Source organism: Pleionea sp. WD8-19, from assembly GCF_055326765.1.
Genome location: NZ_JBUZOU010000010.1, coordinates 19,129 through 45,027, shown reverse-complemented (window position 1 = coordinate 45,027; position 25,899 = coordinate 19,129). Strand labels below are relative to the sequence as shown.

At 41.4% G+C, this 25,899-nt stretch carries 22 protein-coding genes; 9 read left to right on the top strand and 13 right to left on the bottom strand.

Going from position 1 to position 25,899, the window contains the following annotated elements:
• Positions 1-150: 150 nt before the first annotated feature.
• Entirely contained in the window at positions 151-4,896 is a 4,746-nt protein-coding gene (locus tag ACTUJY_RS12920) for a transporter substrate-binding domain-containing protein (RefSeq protein ID WP_463616514.1), read from the top strand.
• Positions 4,897-4,903: 7 nt separating this feature from the next.
• Here ACTUJY_RS12920 and ACTUJY_RS12915 read toward each other — a convergent pair whose 3' ends face one another.
• A complete protein-coding gene (locus ACTUJY_RS12915) occupies positions 4,904-6,082 on the bottom strand; it encodes a GGDEF domain-containing response regulator (RefSeq protein ID WP_463616513.1) in 1,179 nt (392 codons plus the stop codon).
• A gap of 266 nt (positions 6,083-6,348) precedes the next feature.
• On the bottom strand, positions 6,349-7,104 hold the full coding sequence (locus ACTUJY_RS12910) for a hypothetical protein (RefSeq protein WP_463616512.1): 756 nt from the start codon (positions 7,102-7,104) through the stop codon (positions 6,349-6,351).
• 267 nt (positions 7,105-7,371) lie between these two features.
• Between ACTUJY_RS12910 and ACTUJY_RS12905 the strand changes: the two genes are divergently transcribed.
• Positions 7,372-7,752: an MTH938/NDUFAF3 family protein gene (locus ACTUJY_RS12905; protein WP_463616511.1), complete on the top strand. Its 381-nt coding sequence runs from the start codon at positions 7,372-7,374 to the stop codon at positions 7,750-7,752.
• A gap of 42 nt (positions 7,753-7,794) precedes the next feature.
• Here ACTUJY_RS12905 and ACTUJY_RS12900 read toward each other — a convergent pair whose 3' ends face one another.
• The 8 genes from ACTUJY_RS12900 to ffh form a co-directional block, all read right to left on the bottom strand.
• The gene (locus ACTUJY_RS12900) at positions 7,795-8,661 is read right to left on the bottom strand and encodes a thioredoxin fold domain-containing protein (RefSeq protein ID WP_463616510.1); all 867 of its coding nucleotides are present in this window, start codon (positions 8,659-8,661) and stop codon (positions 7,795-7,797) included.
• Between the two features lie 157 nt (positions 8,662-8,818).
• Positions 8,819-9,706, bottom strand: coding sequence for a site-specific tyrosine recombinase XerD (gene xerD / locus ACTUJY_RS12895; RefSeq protein ID WP_463616509.1), 888 nt, complete (start codon positions 9,704-9,706; stop codon positions 8,819-8,821).
• A 431-nt stretch (positions 9,707-10,137) separates the two neighbouring features.
• Positions 10,138-10,644, bottom strand: coding sequence for a hypothetical protein (locus tag ACTUJY_RS12890; protein WP_463616508.1), 507 nt, complete (start codon positions 10,642-10,644; stop codon positions 10,138-10,140).
• Positions 10,645-10,806: 162 nt separating this feature from the next.
• Positions 10,807-11,160, bottom strand: coding sequence for a 50S ribosomal protein L19 (gene rplS, locus ACTUJY_RS12885; protein WP_463616507.1), 354 nt, complete (start codon positions 11,158-11,160; stop codon positions 10,807-10,809).
• 37 nt (positions 11,161-11,197) lie between these two features.
• Positions 11,198-11,986, bottom strand: coding sequence for a tRNA (guanosine(37)-N1)-methyltransferase TrmD (gene trmD / locus ACTUJY_RS12880; RefSeq protein WP_463616506.1), 789 nt, complete (start codon positions 11,984-11,986; stop codon positions 11,198-11,200).
• Positions 11,973-12,500 (bottom strand): ribosome maturation factor RimM, encoded by a 528-nt coding sequence (gene rimM / locus ACTUJY_RS12875; protein WP_463616505.1) that lies wholly within the window; start codon positions 12,498-12,500, stop codon positions 11,973-11,975. The genes trmD and rimM overlap by 14 nt, the downstream gene beginning before the upstream one ends.
• A 22-nt stretch (positions 12,501-12,522) precedes the next feature.
• Positions 12,523-12,771, bottom strand: coding sequence for a 30S ribosomal protein S16 (gene rpsP / locus ACTUJY_RS12870; RefSeq protein WP_463616504.1), 249 nt, complete (start codon positions 12,769-12,771; stop codon positions 12,523-12,525).
• A 212-nt stretch (positions 12,772-12,983) separates the two neighbouring features.
• On the bottom strand, positions 12,984-14,372 hold the full coding sequence (gene ffh / locus ACTUJY_RS12865) for a signal recognition particle protein (protein ID WP_463616503.1): 1,389 nt from the start codon (positions 14,370-14,372) through the stop codon (positions 12,984-12,986).
• A gap of 125 nt (positions 14,373-14,497) precedes the next feature.
• Between ffh and ACTUJY_RS12860 the strand changes: the two genes are divergently transcribed.
• Positions 14,498-15,304 carry a cytochrome C assembly family protein gene (locus tag ACTUJY_RS12860; RefSeq protein WP_463616502.1) on the top strand — a complete coding sequence of 269 codons (807 nt, stop codon included), beginning with the start codon at positions 14,498-14,500 and terminating at the stop codon, positions 15,302-15,304.
• Positions 15,305-15,328: 24 nt separating this feature from the next.
• Positions 15,329-16,633 carry an HlyC/CorC family transporter gene (locus ACTUJY_RS12855; RefSeq protein ID WP_463616501.1) on the top strand — a complete coding sequence of 435 codons (1,305 nt, stop codon included), beginning with the start codon at positions 15,329-15,331 and terminating at the stop codon, positions 16,631-16,633.
• On the opposite strand, the gene ACTUJY_RS12850 is transcribed toward ACTUJY_RS12855, so the two are convergent.
• Positions 16,630-17,559, bottom strand: a complete 930-nt coding sequence (locus ACTUJY_RS12850) for a helix-turn-helix domain-containing protein (RefSeq protein ID WP_463616500.1) — start codon at positions 17,557-17,559, stop codon at positions 16,630-16,632. The genes ACTUJY_RS12855 and ACTUJY_RS12850 overlap by 4 nt on opposite strands.
• A gap of 76 nt (positions 17,560-17,635) precedes the next feature.
• Between ACTUJY_RS12850 and ACTUJY_RS12845 the strand changes: the two genes are divergently transcribed.
• From ACTUJY_RS12845 to ACTUJY_RS12835, 3 genes are all read left to right on the top strand, one after another.
• Positions 17,636-18,532: an acetoacetate decarboxylase family protein gene (locus ACTUJY_RS12845; RefSeq protein WP_463616499.1), complete on the top strand. Its 897-nt coding sequence runs from the start codon at positions 17,636-17,638 to the stop codon at positions 18,530-18,532.
• Positions 18,529-19,560, top strand: coding sequence for a ketopantoate reductase family protein (locus tag ACTUJY_RS12840; protein WP_463616498.1), 1,032 nt, complete (start codon positions 18,529-18,531; stop codon positions 19,558-19,560). The genes ACTUJY_RS12845 and ACTUJY_RS12840 overlap by 4 nt, the downstream gene beginning before the upstream one ends.
• Before the next feature lie 105 nt (positions 19,561-19,665).
• The gene (locus tag ACTUJY_RS12835) at positions 19,666-21,252 is read left to right on the top strand and encodes a phosphatidylinositol-specific phospholipase C domain-containing protein (RefSeq protein WP_463616497.1); all 1,587 of its coding nucleotides are present in this window, start codon (positions 19,666-19,668) and stop codon (positions 21,250-21,252) included.
• A 43-nt stretch (positions 21,253-21,295) separates the two neighbouring features.
• Here the strand turns inward: ACTUJY_RS12835 and mtaB are convergent, their stop codons facing one another.
• Together mtaB and ACTUJY_RS12825 are read right to left on the bottom strand one after the other, a co-directional pair.
• Positions 21,296-22,633, bottom strand: a complete 1,338-nt coding sequence (gene mtaB, locus ACTUJY_RS12830) for a tRNA (N(6)-L-threonylcarbamoyladenosine(37)-C(2))-methylthiotransferase MtaB (RefSeq protein WP_463616496.1) — start codon at positions 22,631-22,633, stop codon at positions 21,296-21,298.
• Positions 22,630-24,435, bottom strand: a complete 1,806-nt coding sequence (locus ACTUJY_RS12825; RefSeq protein WP_463616495.1) for a M61 family metallopeptidase — start codon at positions 24,433-24,435, stop codon at positions 22,630-22,632. The genes mtaB and ACTUJY_RS12825 overlap by 4 nt, the downstream gene beginning before the upstream one ends.
• A gap of 256 nt (positions 24,436-24,691) precedes the next feature.
• On the opposite strand from ACTUJY_RS12825, the gene ACTUJY_RS12820 reads away from it, so the two are divergent.
• Together ACTUJY_RS12820 and ACTUJY_RS12815 are read left to right on the top strand one after the other, a co-directional pair.
• Positions 24,692-25,204 carry a hypothetical protein gene (locus tag ACTUJY_RS12820; protein WP_463616494.1) on the top strand — a complete coding sequence of 171 codons (513 nt, stop codon included), beginning with the start codon at positions 24,692-24,694 and terminating at the stop codon, positions 25,202-25,204.
• 114 nt (positions 25,205-25,318) lie between these two features.
• Complete coding sequence (locus ACTUJY_RS12815; RefSeq protein WP_463616493.1) at positions 25,319-25,894, top strand: imm11 family protein; 576 nt, start codon at positions 25,319-25,321, stop codon at positions 25,892-25,894.
• Positions 25,895-25,899 lie beyond the last annotated feature (5 nt).

Here is a 25,899-nt window from a genome sequence, read left to right as displayed (position 1 = left end):
TTTGAAGAATTAACTATTTTTAGGAGTAGACCCATTACACGATTAGCCTTTCTGATAAGGCAATTCGAACTACTCATGATTCCCAACCTTCAAATTAAAATCAACCTATTCCGATGCAAACCTAAAAGCTTTTGGTGTTTTATATTATTCTTGATTGGCTTTTCACTCAACGGCAGCGGTGTGATGAGTAATGAAATAAATAACGAGTCTTTCAACCAAGTATCTTCCTCTCAGTATTCAAATGTACCAAATCAAAACTCGATCGCTCGACTACTTAACCTCACTCAGGAAGAACAGGAATTTCTAGAGAGACTTGAAGCACTAAAAGTGCAAAATGAATCAGACTTCCCTCCCTATAATTTCAATCGAGATGGCGTCCCTCAAGGTTTTTCAATCGATTTAGCTCAACGAATTGCTTCTTTACTAGGTCTAAAGCTAGAGATTGTTACTGGCCACTCCTGGAGCGAGTATATACATATGCTTGCAAACGATGACCTGAACATGATGGTCAACATTTTAGATACACCTTCTCGCCGAAATCACCTTGCATTCACAGCTCCCTATTTAGAACTATACGCAGCCCTCGCTGTTCGTGAAGAGAATAAAAATAAATTCAAAACCATTGAAGATATGAAAGGTTTTCGATTGGCCGTTGTACAAAGCTATGCGGAAACTGAAAGGTACAAAAAGCTCTATCCAGAAATTAAGTTGATAACATTAAACTCTGTCTTAGAGTGTTTGCAAGCCGTAAAAGATGGTCACGCCGATGCGACGGTAGGTAACGAAGCAAACTTACGTTATTTGATTGGTGAGCACATGCTTCATAATCTCACCGTAGGTAAGTTTCAAAGTGTATGGATGGAAGGCGCAGCTTTGTATCGTATTGCGGTCGCAAAAAAGAACAACGTGTTGGCTTCGATACTATCAAAAGCGATAAGCGCTATTCCTAGCCATGAACTAGAAGCCCTAAAAAGAAAGTGGCAACTATCTTCTGCTAACTTAGAGCAACTGAACCTAACCGAAGAAGAACTCAATTTTATTGAGCAGCTACAAGTAGTAAAAGTTCAAAACGAAAACGATTATGCGCCTTTTAATTTCAATGAAAACGGCGTTTCTCAAGGACACTCTATTGATTTTGTTCAACTTCTATTTGAGCAACTCAATGTAAAAGTTGAGTTTGTGCAAGGAAAAACTTGGGATGACTATGTCGACATGCTTAAAAACAAGCAACTCGATCTTCTTGTTAATATCAATCATACGAAAGAGCGAGAGCCTTACATGTGGTTCAGTCGTCCTTATCTCAACTTGAAAACAGTCGTTGTTACTCATCGAAATCGAATTAATGAATTAAACGATTTAAATGAACTCAATAACAAAACGTTAGCCGTGGTTAGAGGTTTTTCGGAAGTTGAAATGGTGCGTAATCACTTTCCAGAAATCAAGTTCTATTTAACAAACTCATCAATCGAAGCGCTCGAGGCTGTAGCGTCAGGTAAAGCAGAGGCTACACTTGTCGACGAACCAGTATTTAACTACTGGGCCTACAAAAATAAGTTAACGAGCCTAAAGACTCATTTTCTTTATAAAGATGCCATTATTAAACAAAGTCCACTCCATATTGCCGTTCGAAAAGACTGGCCGCTATTATCCAGTATTCTTTCTAAAACTATCAACGCACTTCCCCAATTTGAAACATCGCGAATTCGAGCACTTTGGTTAGGGGACTCGCTACAAGAAGATTTTGATAGAACAGCTCTTGGTAAAGATGATGACTGGTTTAAAAAGCTAGCTCGAGAGCAGTTAAATCTGACAAATAAAGAGCAAACATTTTTGAATAACCTTGGAGTCCTCAAAGTTCACAATGAAACCAACTGGCCTCCTTATAACTTTAACCGCAATGGTACGCCACAAGGTTACTCTATTGATTATATGCGATTGCTGGCCCGCATTCTTAATATTCACATAGAGTTTATACATGGTCCAACATGGGATGAATTTCTAAAGATGATTGAAGCAAAAGAAATCGATATTATGTTGAACATAGGCCAAACACAAAGTCGCTCGAATTTTATCGAGTTTACTAGGCCTTACGAGCCAGCAAACCAAAGGCTTATTACTCGCCGAGATAATGAAGCAACGATCAAGAATTTCGATGATTTAAATGGGAAAACCATAGCTATTATCCGTGGCTTTTACCAATTTGAAGTTTACAAAAACTACCTGCCCAAAGTTAAACTACTGCTTACTGACTCTGCATTAGAAAGTGCTCGAGCTGTCGCACAAGGTCGCGCTGATGCTACGATTATGGTTTTGCCAGTTTTTAACTATTTAATGTCAAATGAGCCTTTATCAGAACTCACGGTTAAATCTGACATTCAAATTCCTCTTCTTCAAAGCCCCTCACGAATCGGCGTCAGAAAAGACTGGCCAATACTGGCATCAATTCTCTCTAAAGCTATAGAAGTAGTGCCACAAGATGAAGTGGCTCATATCCGATCATTATGGTTAGGTGAAGCAAGTAAAAACTATTCAATGAGGCATCGATTAAGTTCGAAAGAAATTGAGTGGTTAAAAAACCATGGACCAATCAAAGTCGCTAGTTCGATAAAGGCGCCGCCCTTTTCATTTGAAGAAAATGGTGTTACTCGTGGAATATCATCTGATGTCATCATGGAAATCGCTCGTTTATTCAACCTTCAGATTGAGTATCATCCAGCCTCGACATTAGACATAATAGGAGATGAAATCAAAAACGAACACATTGACATCTACCCCTTCGCAAACCCTAAAGATGAGCGGATCAACCACCTCGCTTTTACAAGCGCATATGTTAAAAGTCATCCAGTTATCATCACTTTAAAAAAGCAACTCAAAAGTTCAAATTTAGAAGATAATAACTTAAATACCATTGGCATCAATGATTTTCTAATTTCACCAACGGTCCAACAATACTACTCAAAATTCATTTTTAAGAAATTCACGAATATTGAGCACGGATTAACATCGCTAGCCGAAGGAAAAATTGATGCATTTATTACGGGTCATGAGCTCGCGGAATACGCAACAAAATTAATTCCTCACCATCAATTCAAGATCCAGCGTATTTCAGGGTTTATTCATCCTGAAATACGCTTTAGTTTTGGAACCAAACAATCAAACCGACTATTACTGAGCATACTTCAAAAAGGCTTAGACGCCATCGAGCAGGAGAAAATGCAAAAAATCCACCGAAAATGGTTAGGTTCAATGCGCAGTCAAACTTTTGTTGGTGCACTCCCACTTACCGAAAATGAAAGAAGCTTTTTACAAAAGTCAAGTCGTTTAAAAATGTGTATTACTCCTGGCTTTATGCCCTCTCAAGATGTATCAAGCCACGGCAGCTTTGTCGGTATCATAGCGGATTATATGCATTTACTGTCGGTTAGACTGGGAATAGACTTTGACACTGTTATTAGTAAAACATGGCATGAAACTTTAGAAAATTTAAAAAATAAAAAGTGTGACTTTATCCCTGCGATTACGGAAACGCCTGAACGCAAGACTTTTATAAACTTTACTAAAAGTTATTTTGAGACGCCCTATATACTTGTCACTCGCGATGATGAGCTTATGATTCCCGATCCGTCAAATGTAATTGACAAAAACATCAGTATTGTAAAATCACTCGCACTTATTGACACATTAAAAGCTCAATTTCCTAATAAACGGTTTATCATGGTAGACAATGTTGAGGAAGGCCTTTTAAGAGTCTCATCAGGCAAGGATTTTGGACATTTGACCACATTGCTTACGGGCATATTTCTAATCAACAAAACCGGACTAACCAATTTAAAAGTTTCTGGCCATACTCGTCATACCGATGTTTCTTCTATTGGCACACGAAAAGATCTCCCTTTATTAAAGTCGATATTCAATAAAGCCATTACTACTCTAAACGAAGAAGAACACTCGGAAATTTTTTCCAGGTGGAATCGTGTACGCGTGGAGAAAGGAGTAGACTACACTCTTATTTGGCAAATTAGCATAGCGCTAGGTGTTGTTATTCTGTTAGTGGCTTTGTGGAATAGAAAGCTTGCAACGCTCAATAGAAATCTAGAAGCCGCTCACGAAGAGCTTCAAAGAACACAACAACAGCTGGTGACTCAAGAAAAAATGGCATCGCTCGGAACATTAACCGCTGGAGTTGCGCACGAAATAAACAATCCTGTCAACTTTATTAATGTGTCTTCACATCTTATTCAGGAAGAACTGGATCACTTATATGCTTTTTTACAAAAACTCGCAGGTGGTGAAAAAGCAGACCCTAAAGCAATGAGCGCCATTAAAAATGAGTTTCGTAAATTACATGAATTAGCAAAAACCACGGCTGACGGTTCAAGGAGGATAACCGATATTGTCAGTGATTTACGAGCATTTACACGTACTGAACCTTCGGAAAAAAGTTATGTGCTTATTGGCGAAGTAATATCCTCTACGTTACATTTAGTTCAAACTAAGCATAAAGAAATTACATTTGAGTTTGTATTAGATAGTAACCCTAAAATCGAGTGCTACCCCTCAAAATTAGGCCAAGTGTTTATGAATATTGTGGTAAACGCTTGTCAAGCGATCAATGAAAGACGGAATAGCGAACCTGATATTATAGGAAAAGTGAAAGTGCATTCAATTATCAAAGACAAACACCTGATAATTAATATTTTTGACAATGGAATTGGAATGTCAGATGAAGCTCTGGATCACGTCTTTGAGCCATTTTACACGACTAAAGATGTTGGAAGTGGTACTGGCCTAGGCATGGCAATATCATACGGTGTTATCCAAGAGCATGGCGGTGATATATCAATCTCGTCTACTCCCGGACGAGGCTCCTGTTTTTCCATTACCTTACCACTTTAACCGAAGTTTACGGCTGAGCAATCGTAATCGCACCTTCCTCTATACAATCGTCCAAATTTGTTCTAGCTCGCTCAAAAAGCTGATTTGGATCACCTTGATACAAGTTTTGTAAATATACCCAGGTGTTTCTACCATTCGATTTAGCACGGTATAAGGCAAGATCGGCCAAAATGACCGTATTTTCCCAACTTAGAGAAGCTGGGTTTGAAGGAGAAACAGGATACGCCGCAACACCAATTGAACAGGTAACGCGTAACTTTCCATGAGGGCTAATATCAAACTGATGGTTTTCGATACCTTGGCGGATACGTTCTGCCATCGTTTGAAGCTGGTTTCGATCGGTAAACCGACTGACCACCAAAAACTCTTCGCCGCCCCATCTCACGATCCAGTCGACTTCGCGACAAATTTCTTTAACCACGTCAACAAATTGCTGGAGTACCCTATCTCCCGACTCATGCCCATTTAAATCATTGATACGCTTGAAATAATCTATATCAAGCAACAGAAATCCTATATCACTTTGTTCGCCAGACTCATTTAAATGGTAATCGCGATGAGTTTTTGCCAATTCCTGCGGCATAAACTTCATAATAAAGCGGCGATTATAGGCACCTGTTAAACTGTCCGTTAAACTTACTCTTTCCAGCTCTTTCATCGCTTGAGCCAGCTTACTGTTCTTCTCTTCCAGCTCTTTCGTTCGTTCCGCAACTTTAAGCTCTAATTGTTCTGTATACTCCTTGAGTTGACGACGCATCTGAAACGCTTCGATTCCACGGGTTACCGTGAGCAACAACTCAGGAGGCTCATAAGGCTTTGAAATAATTTTATAGATCTGGGCGCGGTTGATGGCATTCATGGTGGTATCTAAATCAGAATAACCGGTTAAAATAATGCGAATCGTATCCGGTATGATTTTTAAAACACGTTCAAAAAAATCAACACCGGTTAAGTTAGGCATTCGCTGGTCACTAATGATCAATTGAATTTGGCTTGGGTCTTCCATTTCCTCGATTGCAACGAGAGCTGCCATACCATCAGGTGCAGTGAGGAGTTTATACTCTTTATCCAACAACCTTTTTAAAACAAAAAGATTCTCCGGCTCATCATCCACTAGCATAATCAAGGGTTTAGGAGTGTCCGATTGAATGTCTTCGGAGAGGTTATCAGTATTAAACAATGTCACTTTTTGATACCAAACAAAACCTTATTTGTTTTAGTCTAGTTGAAAATATTGGCTTCGTTCTACCAAAAGCTAACGAATCACCTTTACCACTACAAATAGTTGATTCTATTCGGAGTCCATTTTTTATAAGGTTTCGGCGTTAAAAACTGAAGTTTTAGATCATTTTTATAGTATTTCGATTACTGTATATATTTGTATTTTGGAACCAACTTTAAATTGAGCATAACCCTCACAGTAAGCTTTTACTAAAGCTTGCACATTCGATTTTAAACGCTATCAGAAAGTAACGATTTGTTAATTTTCAGCCACCATCGTCGCCAAGGTTTCAATTGCCAACTATTCGATTCACTTTCGATGCGTAATTCTGGGGTATTTTTCAACTGCTTTTTAATTTGACTTAACTTTACTTCTAGCCAGTGGTCCAACTCATCAAAACGCATTTGCAAATAAAGGTTAATGGCTTTTTGATTATCATCTTGTTTTTCAAGTCGATGTTGATGTCGGTAATTTGAAACCCAGATCCCATTGATGCCATTAAGTTCAAAATGCAAAGAACCTGAAGCTAAAAACATCTGTATTTCGTTCAAGATCGCTAGCCACTTTATATTTTTCTTATCATTTGACAAGTAATGAAACAAATTACCTCCAATGACATCAAATACAGTAGGCCAATCATCAGGTAAATGGCGCTTCGTGATCAAACTCAATTGTCCATTATTCCATGAGAACATTAAGTCTTGATCGTTGAAATGTTGATTCAAACATTCAATAAGCCGAGAGCTCTCCGACACTTCTGTATCTATAACACGTGAAATATGAACACCAGCCTGATCCGGAATCAACTGTAAAAAATGACACCAATATCTGAATTCCTGATGAGTAACGCTTTGTTTTGCACTTGGCTTAGTTGGCTTATTTTCTACACAATACCGATGTAGCCACGCCTTCCATTGCCGACATGCATTTGAATCGCGAGCAATTAATTTTTCAAGTTGAGGAAAGAATAGAGAGTTATCTGTCATTTTGATATGTTATTACACATGAGCGGTTAAATTTAAACTGTTACAATCTAACTCAAAAATATAAATTTCAAAAATATAAATTTGTAACCTAGACAAGCCGTAAAGACTATTAAAGGCAGAGTTTACCAATGACAAAAGTAACTCTTATATATTGAACAACCTAAATTGTATGAGTTTCAATAAACCTAAAGTACCGGGTAAACCCCAAAATAAAAAGACTTTTGAGATAATTTTAAAGAACTGATTTCGCTTAAGCTGGTATTTATTATGCAAATTCAACTGGACCATGGTGATCATAAAGTCAAAATTGAGAGTTACCACTCAAATGGACTGAGAATCAATCAGCGTGACTACTCGTTACCTGTATTAATAACACCTTTTAAAATTTATACTCCGGATGAAGTCCATTTATCTGATGCGCAAAGCTTTGTTGATATCAACAAAACTCATCTACAACAATTATTCACTTTTCATTCCGAGATCATTTTAATTGGAAGTGGTGAGAATGCTGCAGTTTTACCTATTGAATTACAACGTTTTTGCGATCAGCAACTAATGAGTATTGACACAATGACGACTTCAGCCGCATGTCGAACTTTTACCCTATTGGCCACGGAAAAACGTAATCTGATTGCTTGGTTATTTTAAAAAAAGCGGCTTCTGCCGCTTTTTAACGTTGACTTTCGCCACTTAGCCTTTTGACTCCAGATACTGTAATAACTTATCAGGCTCTAAAAAACCACTTACAAGCTCACCATCCTGCAAAATCAATGCTGGAGTGCCAGATAAGCCTAAATCACGCGTCATAGTATATTGATCGGCAACTGGGTTTTCACAGTCCTTGGGTGTAAACTGGTTACGCAGCTTGGCGTTATCCATAGCCGTTTGCTTGTTATCAGCACACCAAACAGAAACTAACTTATTGTAAGCGCCGGAGTTAATTCCAGCCCGAGGAAAAGCCAAATAGCGAATGGTTATTCCTCGTTCCAAATACCCTTCCATATTTTGATGTAAGCGCCGACAATACGCACAATCAACATCGGTAAAAACGTTAACGACGTACTTTTCTTCTGGAGCTTTAAATACCACCATATTGTCAACTTTCACTTTAGCCATTATTTCGGCTCGTTCTGGTGCACGCTCCATATCCAGTTGGTGTAAGCTGTTTTGAGTAAGATTAACCAGCTCTCCAGTTCCTAGACTCAAAAGAGGGCCAGGAAAAAGATACTTTCTATCAGCACTGATGTATATCACTTGTCCGGATGCAAAGACTTCATAAAAGCCAGGTAATTCACTGGCAATGACCTTTTGAATTGGAACGGGGCCTAATTGCTTGAGAATCGTTTCTCGAATGCTTTGTTCTATATTTTCAGGCTGCTGGCCGTTTGCTTGCAAAGCTTCGGAACCCGCATGCACTTCTCCTTTATTATCTGAAGTGGAAACACTGTCTGCTGCCGCATTGTCTTTCTTATTTTGTTCATTTTCACCACGGGTATTTGCTTCACTACAAGCAAATATAAACGCAGTAATGGCACTTAATACACTTAATCTCAACATAAAATTAATCTTCATAATCAATTGGTTAACAACTATCGTGATAAAAAACCCGACATATTACAAGCAGTTCCGGACATTATATCACCTGTTTGAACGCAAAAAAGCTAACAAAAGACACAAAATATTACGATAATAACGAGAATTCCGATAGACGGTATTAACCACGAGGGTGATGTTCTCCGTGAAGCTGCTTTAGACGCTCTTTTGCTACATGTGTGTATATTTGAGTAGTCGACAGATCAGAGTGACCGAGCAACAGCTGTAAAGTTCTCAAATCGGCCCCATAATTTAATAGATGAGTCGCAAATGCGTGGCGTAATGTATGGGGAGAAAGATGCTTTTTAATGCCACAGAGCTTGGCATAAAATCGAACTCGGTGCCAAAACGTTTGCCGTGTCATTTGTTGGCCTCGTTTACTTAAAAACACAACATCGGTAGCGACTTGATGTGACAGCTCGGTACGGGACTCTTTTAAATAGCGCTCAAGAGCAAACAACGCTTGCTCACCCATAGGTACTAGTCGCTCTTTATTTCCTTTACCAACAATTCGCACTACTCCTTGCCTCAAACTGATTTGGGACATATCCAGCGATACTAATTCAGATACACGTAAACCGCTACTGTACATAAGTTCCAGCATGGCATTATCGCGCATTCCTATTGCATCGGATAAGTCCTGCGCAGAAAGTAATTGCTCAATTTCTTTTTCGGTTAAAGTGTGAGGTAATAGTTTACCCAGTTTTGGAGAGTCTATGTTTAATGATGGATCCTGCTCGATAAGACCTTGCTGTATACAATAACCAAAAAAACGTCGGACGGTGGATAAAAATCGAGCCGTTGAGCGGGACGAAAATTTTTTCTGGTAACGCCATTGTAAATACCGCTGTAATACAGACTGATCCACATTAGCCAATGTATAACTTTGTGCCGTTAACCATTCGTTAAACTTTTTCAGATCAGTACGGTAACTGTTTAAAGTATTTTGACTTAACCCTTGCTCCATCCACAAAAAATCAATAAATTGTTCTACCCAGCGCTTAGACACTACAAATTACTCGTTATTCCGTGATAAGAAGATATCACTCATTAGTTTTCACCAAAATTCAATTTTGTATAAATAACATTCGCTTTATCAACAATAAAACTCTTCTCTGTGAATTATAAATATCTCATTTGGTATTATTACCTTTTTCAAACTTGAGATTGTGTCATCCTTCAATATCAGTCAATTCACATATGGAATTAAATATGAAATTCATTAAAGCAACTTTTATAGCAACGCTTTTAGTAATAAGCTTTAGTTGTGCAAACCAGCCAACGAACGAAATAGCTGAGGCAACAGAAACTAAAGAAACAGTAAATGAAAGTAAGTCGAGAACATGCGTAAAACAAACAGGTTCTCGCCTTGGCAGTAGAAGATGCAAACGCTAACTCATCACCTAGATTGATTTTAAATTGCCGTGGCGAATGCGGCAATCAATCAAATAATACATCGACACTTACCATAAAAAGCGTTTCATCTTTAATCCACTTTCTATCAAACTCATATTGCCGCACCTTGCCCGAAAGCTGCAAATAAGACGTGAAATTAACCTGAATGCCCGCTTCGGGATATATCGCAACAGCACTTTGATAATCGCAGTAATAATATCGATCACAATACCGAATCTGCCCCGAGTAAAGCCCCAACCCTAGGTAAGGCCGAATCCATTTATCAGAAGAGTGAAAGAGCAAACCAGCTTGAGTGCCGTGAATTGAAATATCGTCATCCGGTAAAACGGGTTGAGCATAATTTAAACGCATCCAAGCGTATCCAGCATAAATTGACAAATGACGACCAAACCGACCAATATAGTTCAGCTCAAAAATCTCTGAGGAATGCTTTTCATCGCTAATTTCAGCGCCAATACTTATTCCTGAATAATCGTGGGCCTGAGCCGAATTGAGAGCAAGCAGAGCCCAAAAGATCATCAAAAGTTTCATACACTTTCTCCAACGCGAAAACAAAGTGTAAAGCCGTTAGATGAACCGAAGCTGAATTGAGCAATGAAGAAGTTGAAAAGTCAGATTTCCAAAGTTTCTCAGCCTATAGAAACGACAAAAGCGCCAAAAAGGCGCCTTTGACTATAGCTTGCAATATGAGAATTACTTGCTATCCAACTTCTCTTTAATACGTGCAGATTTACCAGAGCGGTCACGTAAGTAGTACAACTTCGCTTTATTCACGTCGCCACGACGTTTAACATCAATGCTGTCTACCAGTGGGCTGTATGTTTGAAACGCACGCTCAACACCTACACCTGAAGAAATTTTACGTACAGTGAATGAAGAATTTAATCCACGGTTACGCTTGGCAATGACAACACCTTCAAACGCCTGTAAACGCTCACGGTCGCCGTCTTTTACTTTTACCTGAACAACAACGGTATCACCTGCACCAAATTCAGGGATTTCTTTGTTGCTTTGCTCTTTTTCCAGTTCAGCGATGATCTTACTCATGGCCCACTCCTGATATCGTCTGTTTAAATATAAATCGTTAAATCTGCTTGTTTTCTGCTTTAAACTCTTCGAGTAACTGGATTTGTTCCTCTGTCAGTTCAAGCTTTTGCAACAGCTCCGGACGTCTTAACCAAGTACGCCCTAAAGACTGCTTGAGTCGCCAACGCCGAATCGCTTCATGATTGCCACTTAGCAAAACGTCTGGCACACGAACTCCGTTTAACACTTCGGGTCGCGTATAATGTGGACAATCCAATAAGCCGTCCACAAAAGAATCTTCTATTGCCGAGTCTTGGTGCCCGAGAGCTTCAGGCAATGTTCTGATCATAGCATCCATCAGTGCCATTGCTGCGACTTCTCCGCCGCTCAGAACAAAGTCTCCTAAAGAGATCTCTTCATCAATTTGCGACTCGATCAGTCGCTCATCAATCCCTTCGTAACGTCCAGCGACCAATACCAGAGCTTTATGCGTTGTTAACTCTTCAACCACCTGTTGGGTCAAAGGCCGCCCCTGGGGAGACAAATAAACAACTCTGGCCTTTTTAGAATCGCTTATCGAGACTTTACACTTAGCTTCGTTAATCGCTTTACTCAACGGCTCAACCATCATCAACATGCCTGGGCCGCCACCATAAGGCCGATCATCAACAGTGCGATGCTTGTCTTCGGTAAAATCTCTTGGATTCACCGTGGATACTTCAACCAAGCCTCTTTTTACCGCACGCCCTGTGACCCCGAAATCCGTTATGGATTGAAACATCTCCGGAAACAAGGTAACGCAGGAAAACCTTAGTTGCGTTTCCAATGTCGAGTTAGAAGTCGGCATCCCACTCAACTGTAATGACTCGATTTTTTGTGTCTACTTCGATAATCGCATCGGGAATAAAGGGTATCATTCGTTCTTTGCGTTGCTTACCCAATGCTTGCTCAGCAGTTTCTTTTACCACCAGCACATCATTTGAGCCGGTTTCGATCAGGTGACTGACCACGCCAAAATCCACCTGCTCGTTATTTAAGACTCGCATACCTTCAAGATCGCGCCAGTAAAACTCATCGCTGTTTAATTCAGGCAGTTGCGACTCGAAGACGGCAATTTGCACACCCGAAAACTGCTCAGCCTGATTACGGTCACTCACACCATCAAGGTATACGGCAATTGACTTTCCTTGCTGCCGACCGCTTTTAAGCTTTACTTCTTGCCACTGGCCATCAATTTGTAACAACCAGGGACTGTAATTCAATATATTCAGACGCGGCTGAGTGTAAGAAAAAACTTTAACTCCGCCTTTAACGCCAAAAGCCGAAGTAATTTTGCCAATAATGACAATCTCTTCGGCCATCACAGCACTTCGCTAATCTGAATTAAGCTGCTTTACGAGCCGTTTTGATCAGTTGAGCAACACGATCAGTGGCTTGTGCACCATGGCCCATCCAATGCTCAACTCGCTCAAGATCAAGACGTAAAGTTTCTTCTTTACCTTTTGCAACAGGATTGAAGAAGCCTAAACGCTCGATAAAACGGCCATCGCGCTTGCAACGCTTGTCGGCAACAACAATTTGATAAAATGGGCGCTTCTTGGAGCCACCACGTGCTAAACGAATGGTAACCATACGTTTGAAATCCTCTAGTGTTTTAGTCCGCTTCACGCGGGTTAAATCTGTCTATTGAGAGCGCTCCATACGGCCCCTCAATTTAAAGGACGCGCATTTTAGCGCCAAAAGTCGGTTTTGGAAACCTTTTTCCACCAAAATGGCGGGTTAATTTTAAACAATCCGCTGAATCGGTTTAAAAGCTCCACTCGCCATCATTAAGTTAGCAATTACTAACGCATCCCTCCACCAAAAGGAGGGAAGCCGCCTCCGGGTGGCATCATCCCTTTCATACCGCGCATCATTTTCATCATGCCACCTTTACCACTCATTTTTTTCATCATCTTTTGCATTTGTTTGAACTGTTTGAGCAGTCGATTTACATCTTGAATCTCGGTACCAGACCCCATCGCAATACGGCGTTTGCGAGAGCCTTTAATCAAATCTGGGTGCTGGCGCTCTTTCGGCGTCATGGAATTGATGATCGCTTCCATTCTGACGGTAGATTTATCATTCATGATTTGATTTTTGGCGGCATCCGGAATTTGTCCCATACCGGGCAACTTATCCAATAATCCGGCCATTCCACCCATATTTTTCATTTGAACCAACTGTTCGCGGAAATCTTCCAGGTCAAATCCTTTGCCTTTTATCACTTTTTTCGCCAATTTTTCCGCTTTCTTCTTATCGACCTTTCGCTCGACTTCTTCGATAAGAGACAGCACATCCCCCATTCCTAGAATACGGGAGGCAACCCGATCAGGATGGAAAGGCTCCAATGCATCAAGCTTCTCACCGATCCCCATAAATTTAATGGGTTTACCGGTAATGTGGCGGATCGACAATGCCGCACCACCTCGGGCATCACCATCCGCTTTGGTCAGGATCACACCCGTTAACGGTAAAGCATCATTGAACGCTTTGGCGGTATTAGCTGCGTCCTGTCCAGTCATGGAATCCACAACAAACAGGGTTTCTACCGGATTAATTCCCGAGTGTAATGCCTTGATTTCGTCCATCATCTGATCGTCAATCGCTAAACGACCAGCGGTATCAACAATCAGTACGTCCGTAAAACTCTTTTTCGCCTTTTCAATCGCTGCGTTAGCAATTTCCAGGGGTTTTTGTTCGGTAGTGCTAGGGAAGAATTCTGCTCCCACCTGCCCAGCTACCGTTTCCAATTGCTTGATTGCCGCCGGACGATAAACATCGGCGCTCACAACCATCACCGATTTCTTTTCACGCTCTATCAAATAGCGCGCGAGCTTACCTGTACTCGTGGTTTTACCCGCACCTTGTAAGCCCGCCATCAAAATAATAGCGGGTGGCTGTGAAGCCAAGTCCAGGCCATCGTTGGCCTCTCCCATTGCTTTCACCAGCTCATCATTTACAATTTTGATAAACGACTGACCTGGAGATAAGCTGGTAGCCACTTCCTGCCCCAGCCCTCGGGCCTTAACCGCATCAATAAACGCTTTGACAACCGGCAGTGCAACATCGGCTTCCAACAATGCCATACGCACTTCACGCATCGTATCTTTGATGTTGTCTTCGGTGATGCGACCCTTACCGCTAATATTCTTGAGCGTGCGACTGAGGCGTTCACTTAAGTTGTCAAACATTGAAAATTTCTCTCGGTAGATTGATGATTAACGACAAAGCCCGTTATTATATACTCAATTATTCGTTTAATGCATGGCAGATGTGATATCCAAATGTGTCATGCGCATTGGTAATATTCGTATTGATGGAAAATTCACTCACTCCACTGGTTATTTCCGGTATATTTACCGTTGCGCTTTATGCTTTGGCAATGGCGACTTCATTAATTACCCTCAAACAGGGATCTCAACAACACTCGCGCTTTAACGTATTTGCCGCTACCGCCGTTGCGGTTCACGGCTTTTTCCTTTATCAAATCATCGACTCGACCAACAGTCAAAACCTCACCTTATTCAATATGATGGGGCTAACCAATTGGTTGGCAATGATTGTGTTATTGATAAACGGCTTTCGACGTGATGTTACTCTGATGCAAGTGATTATTTCCTGTTTTGCTCTTACCAGTGCACTTTTAGGGCTGTTATTTCGAGGTGAATCTTTCGCCAATTTGAGTGGTCAATGGGCGAGCTTACTGCATATTTTTTCAGCAATGTCAGCCATGGGCTTTTTACTCTTAGCCGCTGTACAAGCAGTTCTGGTTGCTTTTGCCGATCACCGATTGCGCAGCCATCCAACTCATTTACCCGGATTTTTTCCTCCTTTACAAAGTCTCGAAAGTTTTCTGTTTCAATTATTATTGCTCGGATTTGTTTTAATGAGCGGCTCTTTGGTCATTGCTATTTTTTATTTGCAGGACAGCATTGGCAATCAACCCCTTCATAAATCCATTTTATCCAGTCTGGCTTGGGTCACATTTGGTGTACTACTCATTGGTCATCAATGGAAAGGCTGGCGTGGAATGACAGCGGCAAAATGGACGCTAACCGGCTTTGTACTATTATCATTAGGTTACTTTGGTAGTAAACTGGTGATTGAACTCATTTTAAGTTAAAGACGAATTAGAGAACTCACACCCTTGGACGATATATCGACGAGTAGTTTAACTCTCATACTCTCCGGACTTTTATTACTATCTGCGTTTTTTTCCAGCTCCGAAACCGGAATGATGTCGCTCAATCGATATCGATTAAAGCATCTGGCGAAAAATAATCATCGCGCAGCAAAGCTGGCCAGTAAACTTTTAGGAAGACCCGACCGCTTAATTGGTGTGATTCTGATTGGTAATAACCTGGTCAATATTCTGGCGACCATGGTTGCCACCATCATCGCAATTCGGTTATGGGGTGATTATGGCGAATACATTCTTCCTGTTCCGCTTACAATTATGTTTTTATTATTTGCTGAAGTTACACCTAAAACTTTAGCCGCAATACACCCGGAACGAATCGCATTTCCAGCAGCATTTGTACTGACGCCATTGCTAAAATTATTATCCCCTTTTGTCATTTTGGTAAATTTTTTATCCAACAATATGCTCCGACTGTTCGGCATTGATCCGGCAAATGTTCGCGACGATAACTTAAGCTCAGAAGAACTGCGAACCGTAGTCAATGAAGCCGGCGCCATGATCCCCAAACGCCACCAAACCATGTTGCTCAGCATACTCGATCTCGAACACGCAACCGTTGAAGACATTATGGTGCCGAAAAACGAAGTGGTTGGTGTCGATCTGTCGGAAGAGCTCAGTGTTATTGTCAATCAATTACGCAATTCACAGCACACACGTTTGCCCGTTTATGAAGAAAGCATCGACAATGTAAAAGGAATGTTACACGTTCGTAATATAGCGAATTTAATGAGTCGCGATGCAGAAGACATCAGCAAAGAAGCCGTTATGGAACTGATGACTCCGGTCTATTTTGTACCTGAAGGCACACCACTCAATACTCAACTATTAAAGTTCCAACGCAAAAAACAACGCATAGGCTTGGTGGTAGACGAATACGGTGATATTCAAGGACTTGTTACTATTGAGGATATTCTCGAAGAAATTGTCGGAGAGTTTACTACCGACTACGCGGCCATGACTTCGAAAGATATTCATCCGCAAGACGATGGCAGTTTTATGGTTGATGGCACAGTCACCATTCGTGACTTAAACCGAGTGCTCAAATTAAACTTGCCAACCGACGGACCAAAAACACTCAGTGGCGTTATCGTTGAATACTTGGAAACGATTCCTCAACCCGGAACGGGTTTGAAACTTGCGGATTGTCCAATGGAAATTTTGCAAATAAAAGGAAATTTAATCAAAAGCGTTAAGCTGTGGCGCAAGTGGGACAAATCGAAAATAAGAAAAGAGCAAAGCGACAAGCCTTAAAGCATATACAGTTTTGCAAGCTCACTGCGGCTGGTAATTTCCAATTTTTTATAAATTCGATAAAGATGATTTGAGATGGTAGAAGGAGCAACGTTTAATTCTTTTGCGACTTCTTTAAAGGTTAAACCTTTAATAATCCAACTGACAATTTCAGACTCTCGCTCTGTCAACTTATCTAAAGGGCCTACCTTTCGTAAAGTCACTTTAAACAGCTCTCCCATGGCTTCAATATCAAACACAACTTTGTCATGAACAATATGAGATTCAGTCTTCAATTCAAATGGAAAAGGTTGAAGCGGCTCTAGGCCAGCAAGTAACAACTGTTCAAAAAATTCGGGTTGCCCAGACCAATAAAAACCATGGTTGTCACATATGGCGGTAACTCCTGAACAGTCGCCTTCTTGCAGGTGTTGAAAATAATTGTTCGAAGCAGCGGCAACTAAATGAAACACCAGTCGTTGCATGATGGATTTTTCTTCGTGATTAAAATCTCGCTCACGATCAAAGCGATACAAGCTGATTAACGAATACAACTTACTGTTTTTTTCTTGATGTCCGGTCGCCATGATCCTTGCAATACCGTATGGCTCAAACAGTTTTTGATAAAGCTTCGATAGATAAAAGTCATGATCTGAATACACATCGCTCATAGCGATAGGTTGATCCAAATGATTCAATACCGAATCTCGAATAGGATTTATATCGAGTGTTTCTGTCAAACGTTGACCGTAATGCTCATCGAGCCCAAGGTGCTCAACATAGTGAAATTGCAAAGAGTCCAGGTTGCCGGTCCCCCATAAAGCCGCATCAAAGTGTATTACTTCTGTCAATTGCAACATTGCCCAAGTCCGAAACTCCTGCGGCTTCACCTTGGCCGACTGGCAATAAAGATCACGAATAAATATTTCGACACGGCTTAGTTTCATTAGGCTATTTTTACTAATGCATTTGTCATACTCTCTCAGCAGAATAACGAAAAGCCGTATCTATATAAAGAGATTTATGAAACCCAACACTTTACTCAACGCCGAGTTATTGGATAACCAGCACAAATTTGAAGATCCTTTCTTTCAGCAATTTACACTGCGAAATGCTCATCAACTCTTGCGGTTAGATTCTGAAATTACAAAAAATTACCAGTTTCCTACGTTTTATAGCAACGTCACCTGCGCTCAAGCTATCTTTATGTGTGATTACACTAAAGCTAAACTTCTCCTTCCGCACCCACAAATGCAGCCAGTTAAAATGCCAGGTAATCGTGCTCTGGTGGCAATCTCCTGCTATATCTATCGAAATGTGATGCACATTTCACCCTACAACGAAATCGCTATGACCATTCCGGTAATGATGAAGGCACCACTGAATATTCCGGTATTACCCATGTTATTACCCTGGTTTAAACACTTCGGTTTTTATGTGTTTAATATGCCAGTAACGTCATTGGAAAATAAAATTCGAGGCAATAATATTTGGGGGTTGCCGAAGGTGCTGCATCAAATTGACATTAATATACAAGACCAACAATGCCAAAGTTCTGCACTTGATGAAAAAGGAAATCACTATTTTTCTTTGACGGTACCAACCAATGGTAGCTCAGTTGATTTCGACGTTCGCGCCAACCTCTATACAAAATTGAATAATAACATTTTGAAAAGCCAAACCTGCTTTAAAGCGCGTTTCAGTGTACAGAAAAATACATCTCAGCTGTGGAATAAAAAAAGCAAACAGGATCAAAACTTTCTCCAGATTGGGAAAGGACCGTTTGCCGATCAATTAAAAGAACTGGAAGTTAACCCAACGCCATTTCAAACTCGCTTCGCATATACAATGAATGCCTGCTTTGACTTACCCGATCCGTTATACCAAGAACCGGTTGTCACTATGGGTACCCATAAATGAATACCACGCCTTCCATTTTAATTGTCGGCGCCGGTGCGGTGGGTGCATCAATTAGTTACTGGCTTACACCGCATCACCGTAACTTATACGTTTATGATCGCCCCGAAACATTAGAAAAAATAGAAGCCAGTGGGATCAGTGCCTATCAACAAGGTGAATCTAATAACATTCAAAACCGCGCGCTACAAACCATACATGAGCTGCAAGATATTCCCGCTCCCGACTTTATATTACTCTGTGTTAAAAACTACAGTTTGGACGCGGTAAGCCAACAATTAAAAGAAGCGTATGGCGATCATCCTGTTATCGTTGGCATGCAAAACGGCATCGAAAACCAAAAAGTTCTACCTCTATACTTCAGCCAGGTGGTTTATTGCGTTATTTGCTATAACGCCTGGTTGGACAACCGCACCTTAGTTGGCTATCAAAAGAAAGGACCTTTAGTTCTCGGCACAATTAAAAACTCCTGTCCTCCTGAGAAATTACAACGCTTAACCCATCTTTTAAACCAAGGTGTTGAAACCAGCATTAGCGAATCCATCGAAGACGCTATTGTCAGTAAAATGATCATCAATCTTACCAACTCATTAACAACCTTGATCGGTTTTGGCTTTCACCCAATTGAAAATCCTGCACAATTTCAAAAGCTGTTAACCAACCTGACTTACGAAGGCGTTAAAATCGCAAAGGCCTGCGGCTACCGTGAAAGTCGATTAGGCGGCATGCCTGGCTGGAAAACCATCGCCTTCGCGGCAAAAGCGCCCTTATGGCTTACTCGACCGGTTTTTAATAAAAACATCAAAAAAATGGTGATCAGCAGCATGGCGCAAGACTTATTGCAACATAAGCGCCATCATCACGAACTTGATTCCATCAATGGTGCCATTTTGCAATTGGCGGAGCACGCAAATATCAAAGCGCCAATAAATCGCGCTTTGTATAAACTCTGCCAACAAGAGTTCGAAAGGGACAGTTTCAAACCGATAAAGTTAGAAAATGTCTATTTTCAATTAGAGTCTTTACTTTAATATGTTTTTAGAAATGTATTTAAAAAGTGAACAAGTAGTAAGAGCTTTCACTGTTACCGATAACCAAAGCCTCGGTTAAATAAAACAACAACTATGGAGACAGTTATGAAGCACCTTTTGAAGTACTGTATTTCACTCATTCCGATTTTCTTTTCAACTCTTCCATTAACTCTGAAAGCCGATGCCATTTCGGACTTTAAAAACAGTTGGACGGGTCAAGCCCTGGCACGACAGCGATTACTGGATGTCTACTCACCCATGGCCGACAACAATATTCCGGGTACGCACAACACGTACAATTCCGAAGCCTATACCAGCTGTAACTTTTCCGTTGGTTGCCGCTACCTGGATCCGCAACAAAAATACAGCATCTACGATCAACTTCGCATGGGGGCACGCTTTATCGAAATCGACGTGCACTGGACTACCAAAATGGAAGGCATATTTTCCTACCCCAAACGTTTGTTAATGTGCCACGGATTTTGCAGCATTAACGATAAATATTTCACCGAAGGATTAAACGAAGTTAAAAATTGGCTCAACAGCGCCGACAGCAATAATCAGGTGCTTATTCTTTATATAGAAGACCATATGGATGGCCGCTACTCCGATGCTTATAACCAGATCAACTCGCGTATTGGCGACTGGATTTATCGCAGTCAGGGCTGTCGTAGCATTCCTAACGACTTGACCAAAGCAGACGTTTTAGCCGCGGGTAAAAAAGTTTTACTGTGGGGTGACGGCGGCTGCAGCACTCACAGCAATTGGAAAAACACCGCATTTACCGGTTTAGGTGATATTGGACGTATCTGGGAAGATCGCACCACAGTCGGCACCATCGGCAACATAATTACTGGCGGCAGCGATAACTACATTACGCCGGCAGATGTAACTCATTACTTTAAAGAAGGCGCGAACATCGTTAACCTAGACGATATGGTCACCAACGATGGCCGTTTAGCAGCCGGCATCTGGAGCTGGGACAATAACGAACCCAATAACTGGGGTGGCAATCAAGACTGTGCTTTACAGTGGGGAAATGGCCGCTGGGATGATCAAAACTGCAACAATTATTATGTATTTGCCTGTCAAAATACGGTGAATGGTCAATGGCAAGTATCAAACAACAGCAACCGTTGGCAAAATGGTGAAGCCGAATGCCAAAAACTCGGAAGTAATTTCCACTTTAAGGTACCAACCAACAGTTTCGACAATGAAAAGCTAAAACAGGCCAAAGAAGCCAAAGGTCATACACACGTTTGGTTAAATCACGACGATCGTACCGACGAAGGTAACTGGTACGTTGAGGGAGAGCGCACCACCAATATTCCCTCCACTTATTCGGCCGAATATTTATTTCAACAGGCACAATTGGTTTTATACGCGGGGCAATCCATTACCACGCAAAACCGTTTTTTGGTCATGCAACATGATGGTAACCTAGTGCTTTATCGTCACAGTCAGGGTGTGGTTGGTGAGCCACTTTGGGCTTCCGGTACGAACTGGGGCAATAACTATCGTGCAATTTTTCAGAGTGATGGCAACTTAGTGGTATACGATAGTTACGGCAACCCAAAATGGGCATCGGGTACACATCATCGAGGAAAGCGATTGATCTTACAATCTGATGGTAATTTGGTGATTTATAACAGCTCAAATCAAGCGATTTGGGCATCGAATACGCATCATTAACAACACATCATTCGGTTGGGTAGGCAATGTCTACCCAACCGGATTAGTCAACTTTAATAGTAATTGGCGCACCCACTTTTTTAGCACACGAAAGATCAACTTTTCCTTTCAATTGGTTATCATCCACCGCCACAACCTCGGTATTCAGCACTCGATTGGCAATATTGTATTGTCCAGGCAAATCCACATAGATGCGATGATAATTGGGCGTATGACCAACGAATCGAGACATACCATTGTCGAGTGGTTGTGCATGGCCTTCCCACATGACAGAAACCGTTTTACCTACCTGCGACGCCATCGCTTCCGCTTTTAACCGCGCTGCCAGTTTATGCAACTTTTGACTACGCAATTTTTTAACGTCGTTGGTTAAATGCCCTGGCAACCGGGAAGCTTTCGTTCCTTCTCGTGGCGAATAAGCAAAAATATGAATATGACCGAAGCCCACCTTTTCAATATACGCCAAGGACTCTTCAAACTCTTCTTCCGTTTCACCCGGAAAGCCGACAATAATATCAGTGGTCACATTAAAGTCAGGAATATTCTTTCGAGCTTGCGTAACCAGTCGTTCAAACTCTTCGGTTTTACAACGACGCGCCATACGACGCAACACACTGTCGGTACCGCTTTGCAAAGGTAAATGCATATGTGGCATAACACGTTTATTTTCAAACAGCGACCAAAAGTTTTCCGGTAAATCCCAAGGCTCAACCGAAGCAAATCGAATGCGCGGTACTTCGGTTTCATCCAAAATTTGTTGTACTAACGAAAACAAATCCGAGTCAATATCACTGCCATAACCACCCACATGCACACCAGCAATCACAATTTCCTGTACGCCATCGGCCACGTGTTGATTGATTTCTTCAATGATGGACTCGGGTGTGCGACTGCGCTCTTCACCTCGAGCAACGGTGACGATACAAAAGGTACAACGATACCGGCAACCGTCTTGCACTTTTATAAACGCACGTTCTTTATTGCGAGCAAAAAGTGCGGGCTCGCCTGGTTCGGTAGCCATGGTTGGCATGGTAGGTAAATCAAGAACCGCTTGCGTTTTCGCGACCAACTGCTCTTTTTCTATATTCGGTACTACCAAATCAACACCGAGTAATTCATTGGCTTCGTTTTCTTCGAGCGATGCGTAACACCCTGTTACCACCATTTTAGCCGACGGGTTTAACCGATGATGTTTACGAATCACCTGACGCGATTTACGTGCAGCCTCGCCGGTTACCGCGCAGGTGTTCACTACCATAACTTGAGCATCTTCTGGCTGGCGAGTTAACGCATAACCAATGGCCTGATATTCCTGCGCCCACCGTTGCAGTTCTGCTTCATTTAAACGACACCCTAACGCAGTTAAAAACACTTTACTCATTGCGCAGCAATCTCTTCATTTAACGATTTAACAACAGTAAGCGGATGACCACTCCAATTTTGATAGCGCGACTTTTGTTGTTCATTGGCTTTTTCGATTACGCGAACTTCCAGTTTCATTGCTGAATTTTTTTGCGGATAAAAAGAAACCGAATGTAACTCGTCCCGACGGAAAAAGTGCACTGTAACTTTTTTATCCAAGCTCAATTCTTGTATACGGTCCTTAATATTGTCGCTGGTCAACCGCAATTCGTCGAATGAAATAATAATATCGTCTTTCGTTAGACCCGCTCTCCAAGCAGCCGAATCACGTTTTACGTGCGTCAGTTTCAATTGCTCATTGTAACGAAAACCTAAGTCAACCTTTTGTTGTTCTTCCAACTTTCGCACCAACTCCAAGCCAACGAATGACAATAAATCATCAAAATTGATTTGCTTTGTTCCCCATATATAATCTTGCCAGAAAACCGAAAAATCTTTTCCCGTCACTTCGTTAACAATACTTAACAAGTCACTGTCTCGATAACCATTTTCAGAAACATCAAATCGGTCATAAAGAATTTTGTGCACATCTTCATAGGATCTTTGATTGTCCGTAGCTTTTCGAATTTCAAAGTCGAGGAGCCAACTAACCAATGATCCTTTGGCATAAATGTTTACGCCATGGTTTAACGTAAAATCGTTGGTTTTCTCAATCCATTTGTAAAAACTCGACTCTGCCACCGATTGCACTTCAGCACCCGGTCGGTTCAAATATTTTTCAATCGAACTCGCCAGCTCTTTATGAAACTCTTTTTGCTCCAGAATGCCCGCTCGCCGAGTAATTAATGTATCAAAGTAACTGGTTGACCCTTCGGCAACCCAAAGCAACGGCGTGTAGTTTTCTTGTTGATAATTGTAAGGCACCAAGCCATGCGGTCGATAAGCTTTCACATTCCAGGTATGCACCAATTCATGTGCAGCCGTCATAATGAAACTCAAATAATCTTCGCGAGATCCAAAACGATCGCGTTGCCGTTGTATCACTGTTGAATTGACGTGCTCGGTTGCGCCGCGAGGCCCACTGGTGGCATGAACCATATATACATAACGCGAATAAGGAAAACGCCCCCAGATTTTTTCAACTTCACCATCAAGCTTAGCTAAGTCTGCAATAATTTTTTGCTCGTCGTAGTTCCCACGTCCCCAAAATAAAATTTCGTAGTCTCGATCACCTGCTTTAAATTCATGAAAATTGTGAATGCCGGTTTCTATTGGTGAGTCTATGAATACGTCATAGTTGGGCGCTTTAAATTCATGTCGCCCAATGGATTCCATACCCGAACGCGATCGCCATTTTCGTGGCACATCAAGCTTAACGGTTAAAGGGCGATTTCGAAAACTGGGGCTGTACATAAATACAGCAGAAGCGTCGAGGTATGCGTGCGTCTCGTCAATATGACGTGTGCGATCACCAATTTCATTGGCATAAATACGATAACTGACCGTTACCGCCTGTCCTTCGCTTTCAATAATCCAGCTCGATTTATCTTTCATTTGCCAATCTAATGCTTTACCCCGTTTCCCTTGTGCGGCAAATTCACGTACACCGCTCGCCAAGTCTAATATTTCATAACGACCCGAGCGCCAAACAGGTAAGCGAACTTCCAACTGTTGTGTTTCATGCTTCGGAAAGCGGATAGAGACCTTGGCCATGTGATGCACTGCCTGGTCGATATCGATTTGATATTCGATGGGATCTTGAGCACTAGCACTAACGATGGAACATATAAGAAAAGCAATAAAAATCAAAGTATTACGCATCAAACTAACTTTAACCGGTCAAAATTTGGCTGCTATTCTACCAGAATGTTTTAAATGCGTCGCTTAGCACAACGATTGTCAATCGACGAATAGCTGCTAAATGCCCTATCCGTTGACTCGCCAACAATTGCGAATTCCATCACATATATCTCAATTCCCTTTATTTTAAAAAGCCGTATAATACGCTCAATTTTCAGCCAAATATTCAAAGTGGCGAAATGGTCAGTTTTTATTAAGCACAAAGGACAAAGGACTTATGAATAAAATCATTTATTTTTCACTCGCCGTATCACTGACTTTATCCGGATGTAAAACAGCCGATGTCATTCGCTCAGCGAACGATGCGCTGGATGTTATTGAAGGGAAGTCTGCACCAAACACAATGATGAAAGGCAGTAATCGAGCGCCAGAGTACGTTAAAGAGGAAGAAAGGTTTACCCGAATTGAAGCCAAACGCTCCAGCCGAGACTTTGGTCAAATATTAGGCCCTATCAGTGAAGCTAACCCAAAAGGTATGACCATGGTTCGAGTGGTTAGTAAACACCTGGACAGTGGCGCTGATATGGATGCAACCATCTCATTATACCCAATTACACCTGAAGGTTGGTTATCGGAAAAAGACACTTGGTTTTACAACAGCCGAAACACCACTATTAATAGTGGTCGATATTACCTGAAAGCCCAATCTGAAAAAGGTGACTTTTATACGTCAGGAGAAGTTGTATTGGTACCTGGAAAAACAAACGTTATTACTATCAGTTTGGAGTAACATCATATGCGCGGCGGAAGTGAACCGCCGCTCGCGATATCGTTTGGCATCTAATCGAATGACACCTAAATAACATTAGCGTTTTAACCGTATTCAAAAAGGAGCTAGGGACTCATGAATTTTTTACTATGGAGGAGCCGTTATCATGAAGATTATTGCGCAGTAAAAACACCTTTTGTTGATGATGAACCTTTGAATACGGGCCTCGAGTTACTGAAAAACTGGCCATCGGATTTAACAACAAAAATGCGGGAAAATCACCCCGATGGTGATAAATTGTCTGACAATCTATACGGTACTTTCCATCCCATTATTTCTGAAGCGTTAGTTACCGAATTGAAGCAACACCTTCCCGAACAAGACGTTGAATTTTTGCCCATTACCATCGTAAACCATCAAGGATTACCAGAAAAGTCAACCTACTATATTTTGCACATCAAAAAAGTCATCGACTGCATTGACCAAGACGCTTCTATGGTTGAGTGGAACCCACTAGACCCCAATGAGATCACCGATTGTATGGGTTTAGTCTTCGATCAGGTACGTATCCCTGAAAACTGTAAAATTTTTCGAATGAAATATTGGGGCTCGAACATAATCATTCGCAGTGATTTAGCAGACACTTTACTAGCGAAAAACTTTATCGGTCTTCAATTTATGGAAGCGGAAGGATACACCGGTATCGGATAAATCCC

Coding starts and splice junctions, on each gene's coding strand:
- ACTUJY_RS12840 (WP_463616498.1), top strand. CDS start 18,529: ATGAATACCACGCCTTCCATTTTAATTGTCGGCGCCGGTGCGGTGGGT.
- ACTUJY_RS12910 (WP_463616512.1), bottom strand. CDS start 7,104: ATGACAGATAACTCTCTATTCTTTCCTCAACTTGAAAAATTAATTGCT.
- rpsP (WP_463616504.1), bottom strand. CDS start 12,771: ATGGTTACCATTCGTTTAGCACGTGGTGGCTCCAAGAAGCGCCCATTT.
- trmD (WP_463616506.1), bottom strand. CDS start 11,986: ATGCCGACTTCTAACTCGACATTGGAAACGCAACTAAGGTTTTCCTGC.
- ACTUJY_RS12820 (WP_463616494.1), top strand. CDS start 24,692: ATGAATAAAATCATTTATTTTTCACTCGCCGTATCACTGACTTTATCC.
- ACTUJY_RS12835 (WP_463616497.1), top strand. CDS start 19,666: ATGAAGCACCTTTTGAAGTACTGTATTTCACTCATTCCGATTTTCTTT.
- ACTUJY_RS12900 (WP_463616510.1), bottom strand. CDS start 8,661: ATGTTGAGATTAAGTGTATTAAGTGCCATTACTGCGTTTATATTTGCT.
- rimM (WP_463616505.1), bottom strand. CDS start 12,500: ATGGCCGAAGAGATTGTCATTATTGGCAAAATTACTTCGGCTTTTGGC.
- ACTUJY_RS12850 (WP_463616500.1), bottom strand. CDS start 17,559: ATGAAACTAAGCCGTGTCGAAATATTTATTCGTGATCTTTATTGCCAG.
- rplS (WP_463616507.1), bottom strand. CDS start 11,160: ATGAGTAAGATCATCGCTGAACTGGAAAAAGAGCAAAGCAACAAAGAA.
- ACTUJY_RS12860 (WP_463616502.1), top strand. CDS start 14,498: ATGGAAAATTCACTCACTCCACTGGTTATTTCCGGTATATTTACCGTT.
- ACTUJY_RS12905 (WP_463616511.1), top strand. CDS start 7,372: ATGCAAATTCAACTGGACCATGGTGATCATAAAGTCAAAATTGAGAGT.
- ACTUJY_RS12845 (WP_463616499.1), top strand. CDS start 17,636: ATGAAACCCAACACTTTACTCAACGCCGAGTTATTGGATAACCAGCAC.
- ACTUJY_RS12825 (WP_463616495.1), bottom strand. CDS start 24,435: ATGCGTAATACTTTGATTTTTATTGCTTTTCTTATATGTTCCATCGTT.
- mtaB (WP_463616496.1), bottom strand. CDS start 22,633: ATGAGTAAAGTGTTTTTAACTGCGTTAGGGTGTCGTTTAAATGAAGCA.
- ffh (WP_463616503.1), bottom strand. CDS start 14,372: ATGTTTGACAACTTAAGTGAACGCCTCAGTCGCACGCTCAAGAATATT.
- ACTUJY_RS12815 (WP_463616493.1), top strand. CDS start 25,319: ATGAATTTTTTACTATGGAGGAGCCGTTATCATGAAGATTATTGCGCA.
- ACTUJY_RS12890 (WP_463616508.1), bottom strand. CDS start 10,644: ATGAAACTTTTGATGATCTTTTGGGCTCTGCTTGCTCTCAATTCGGCT.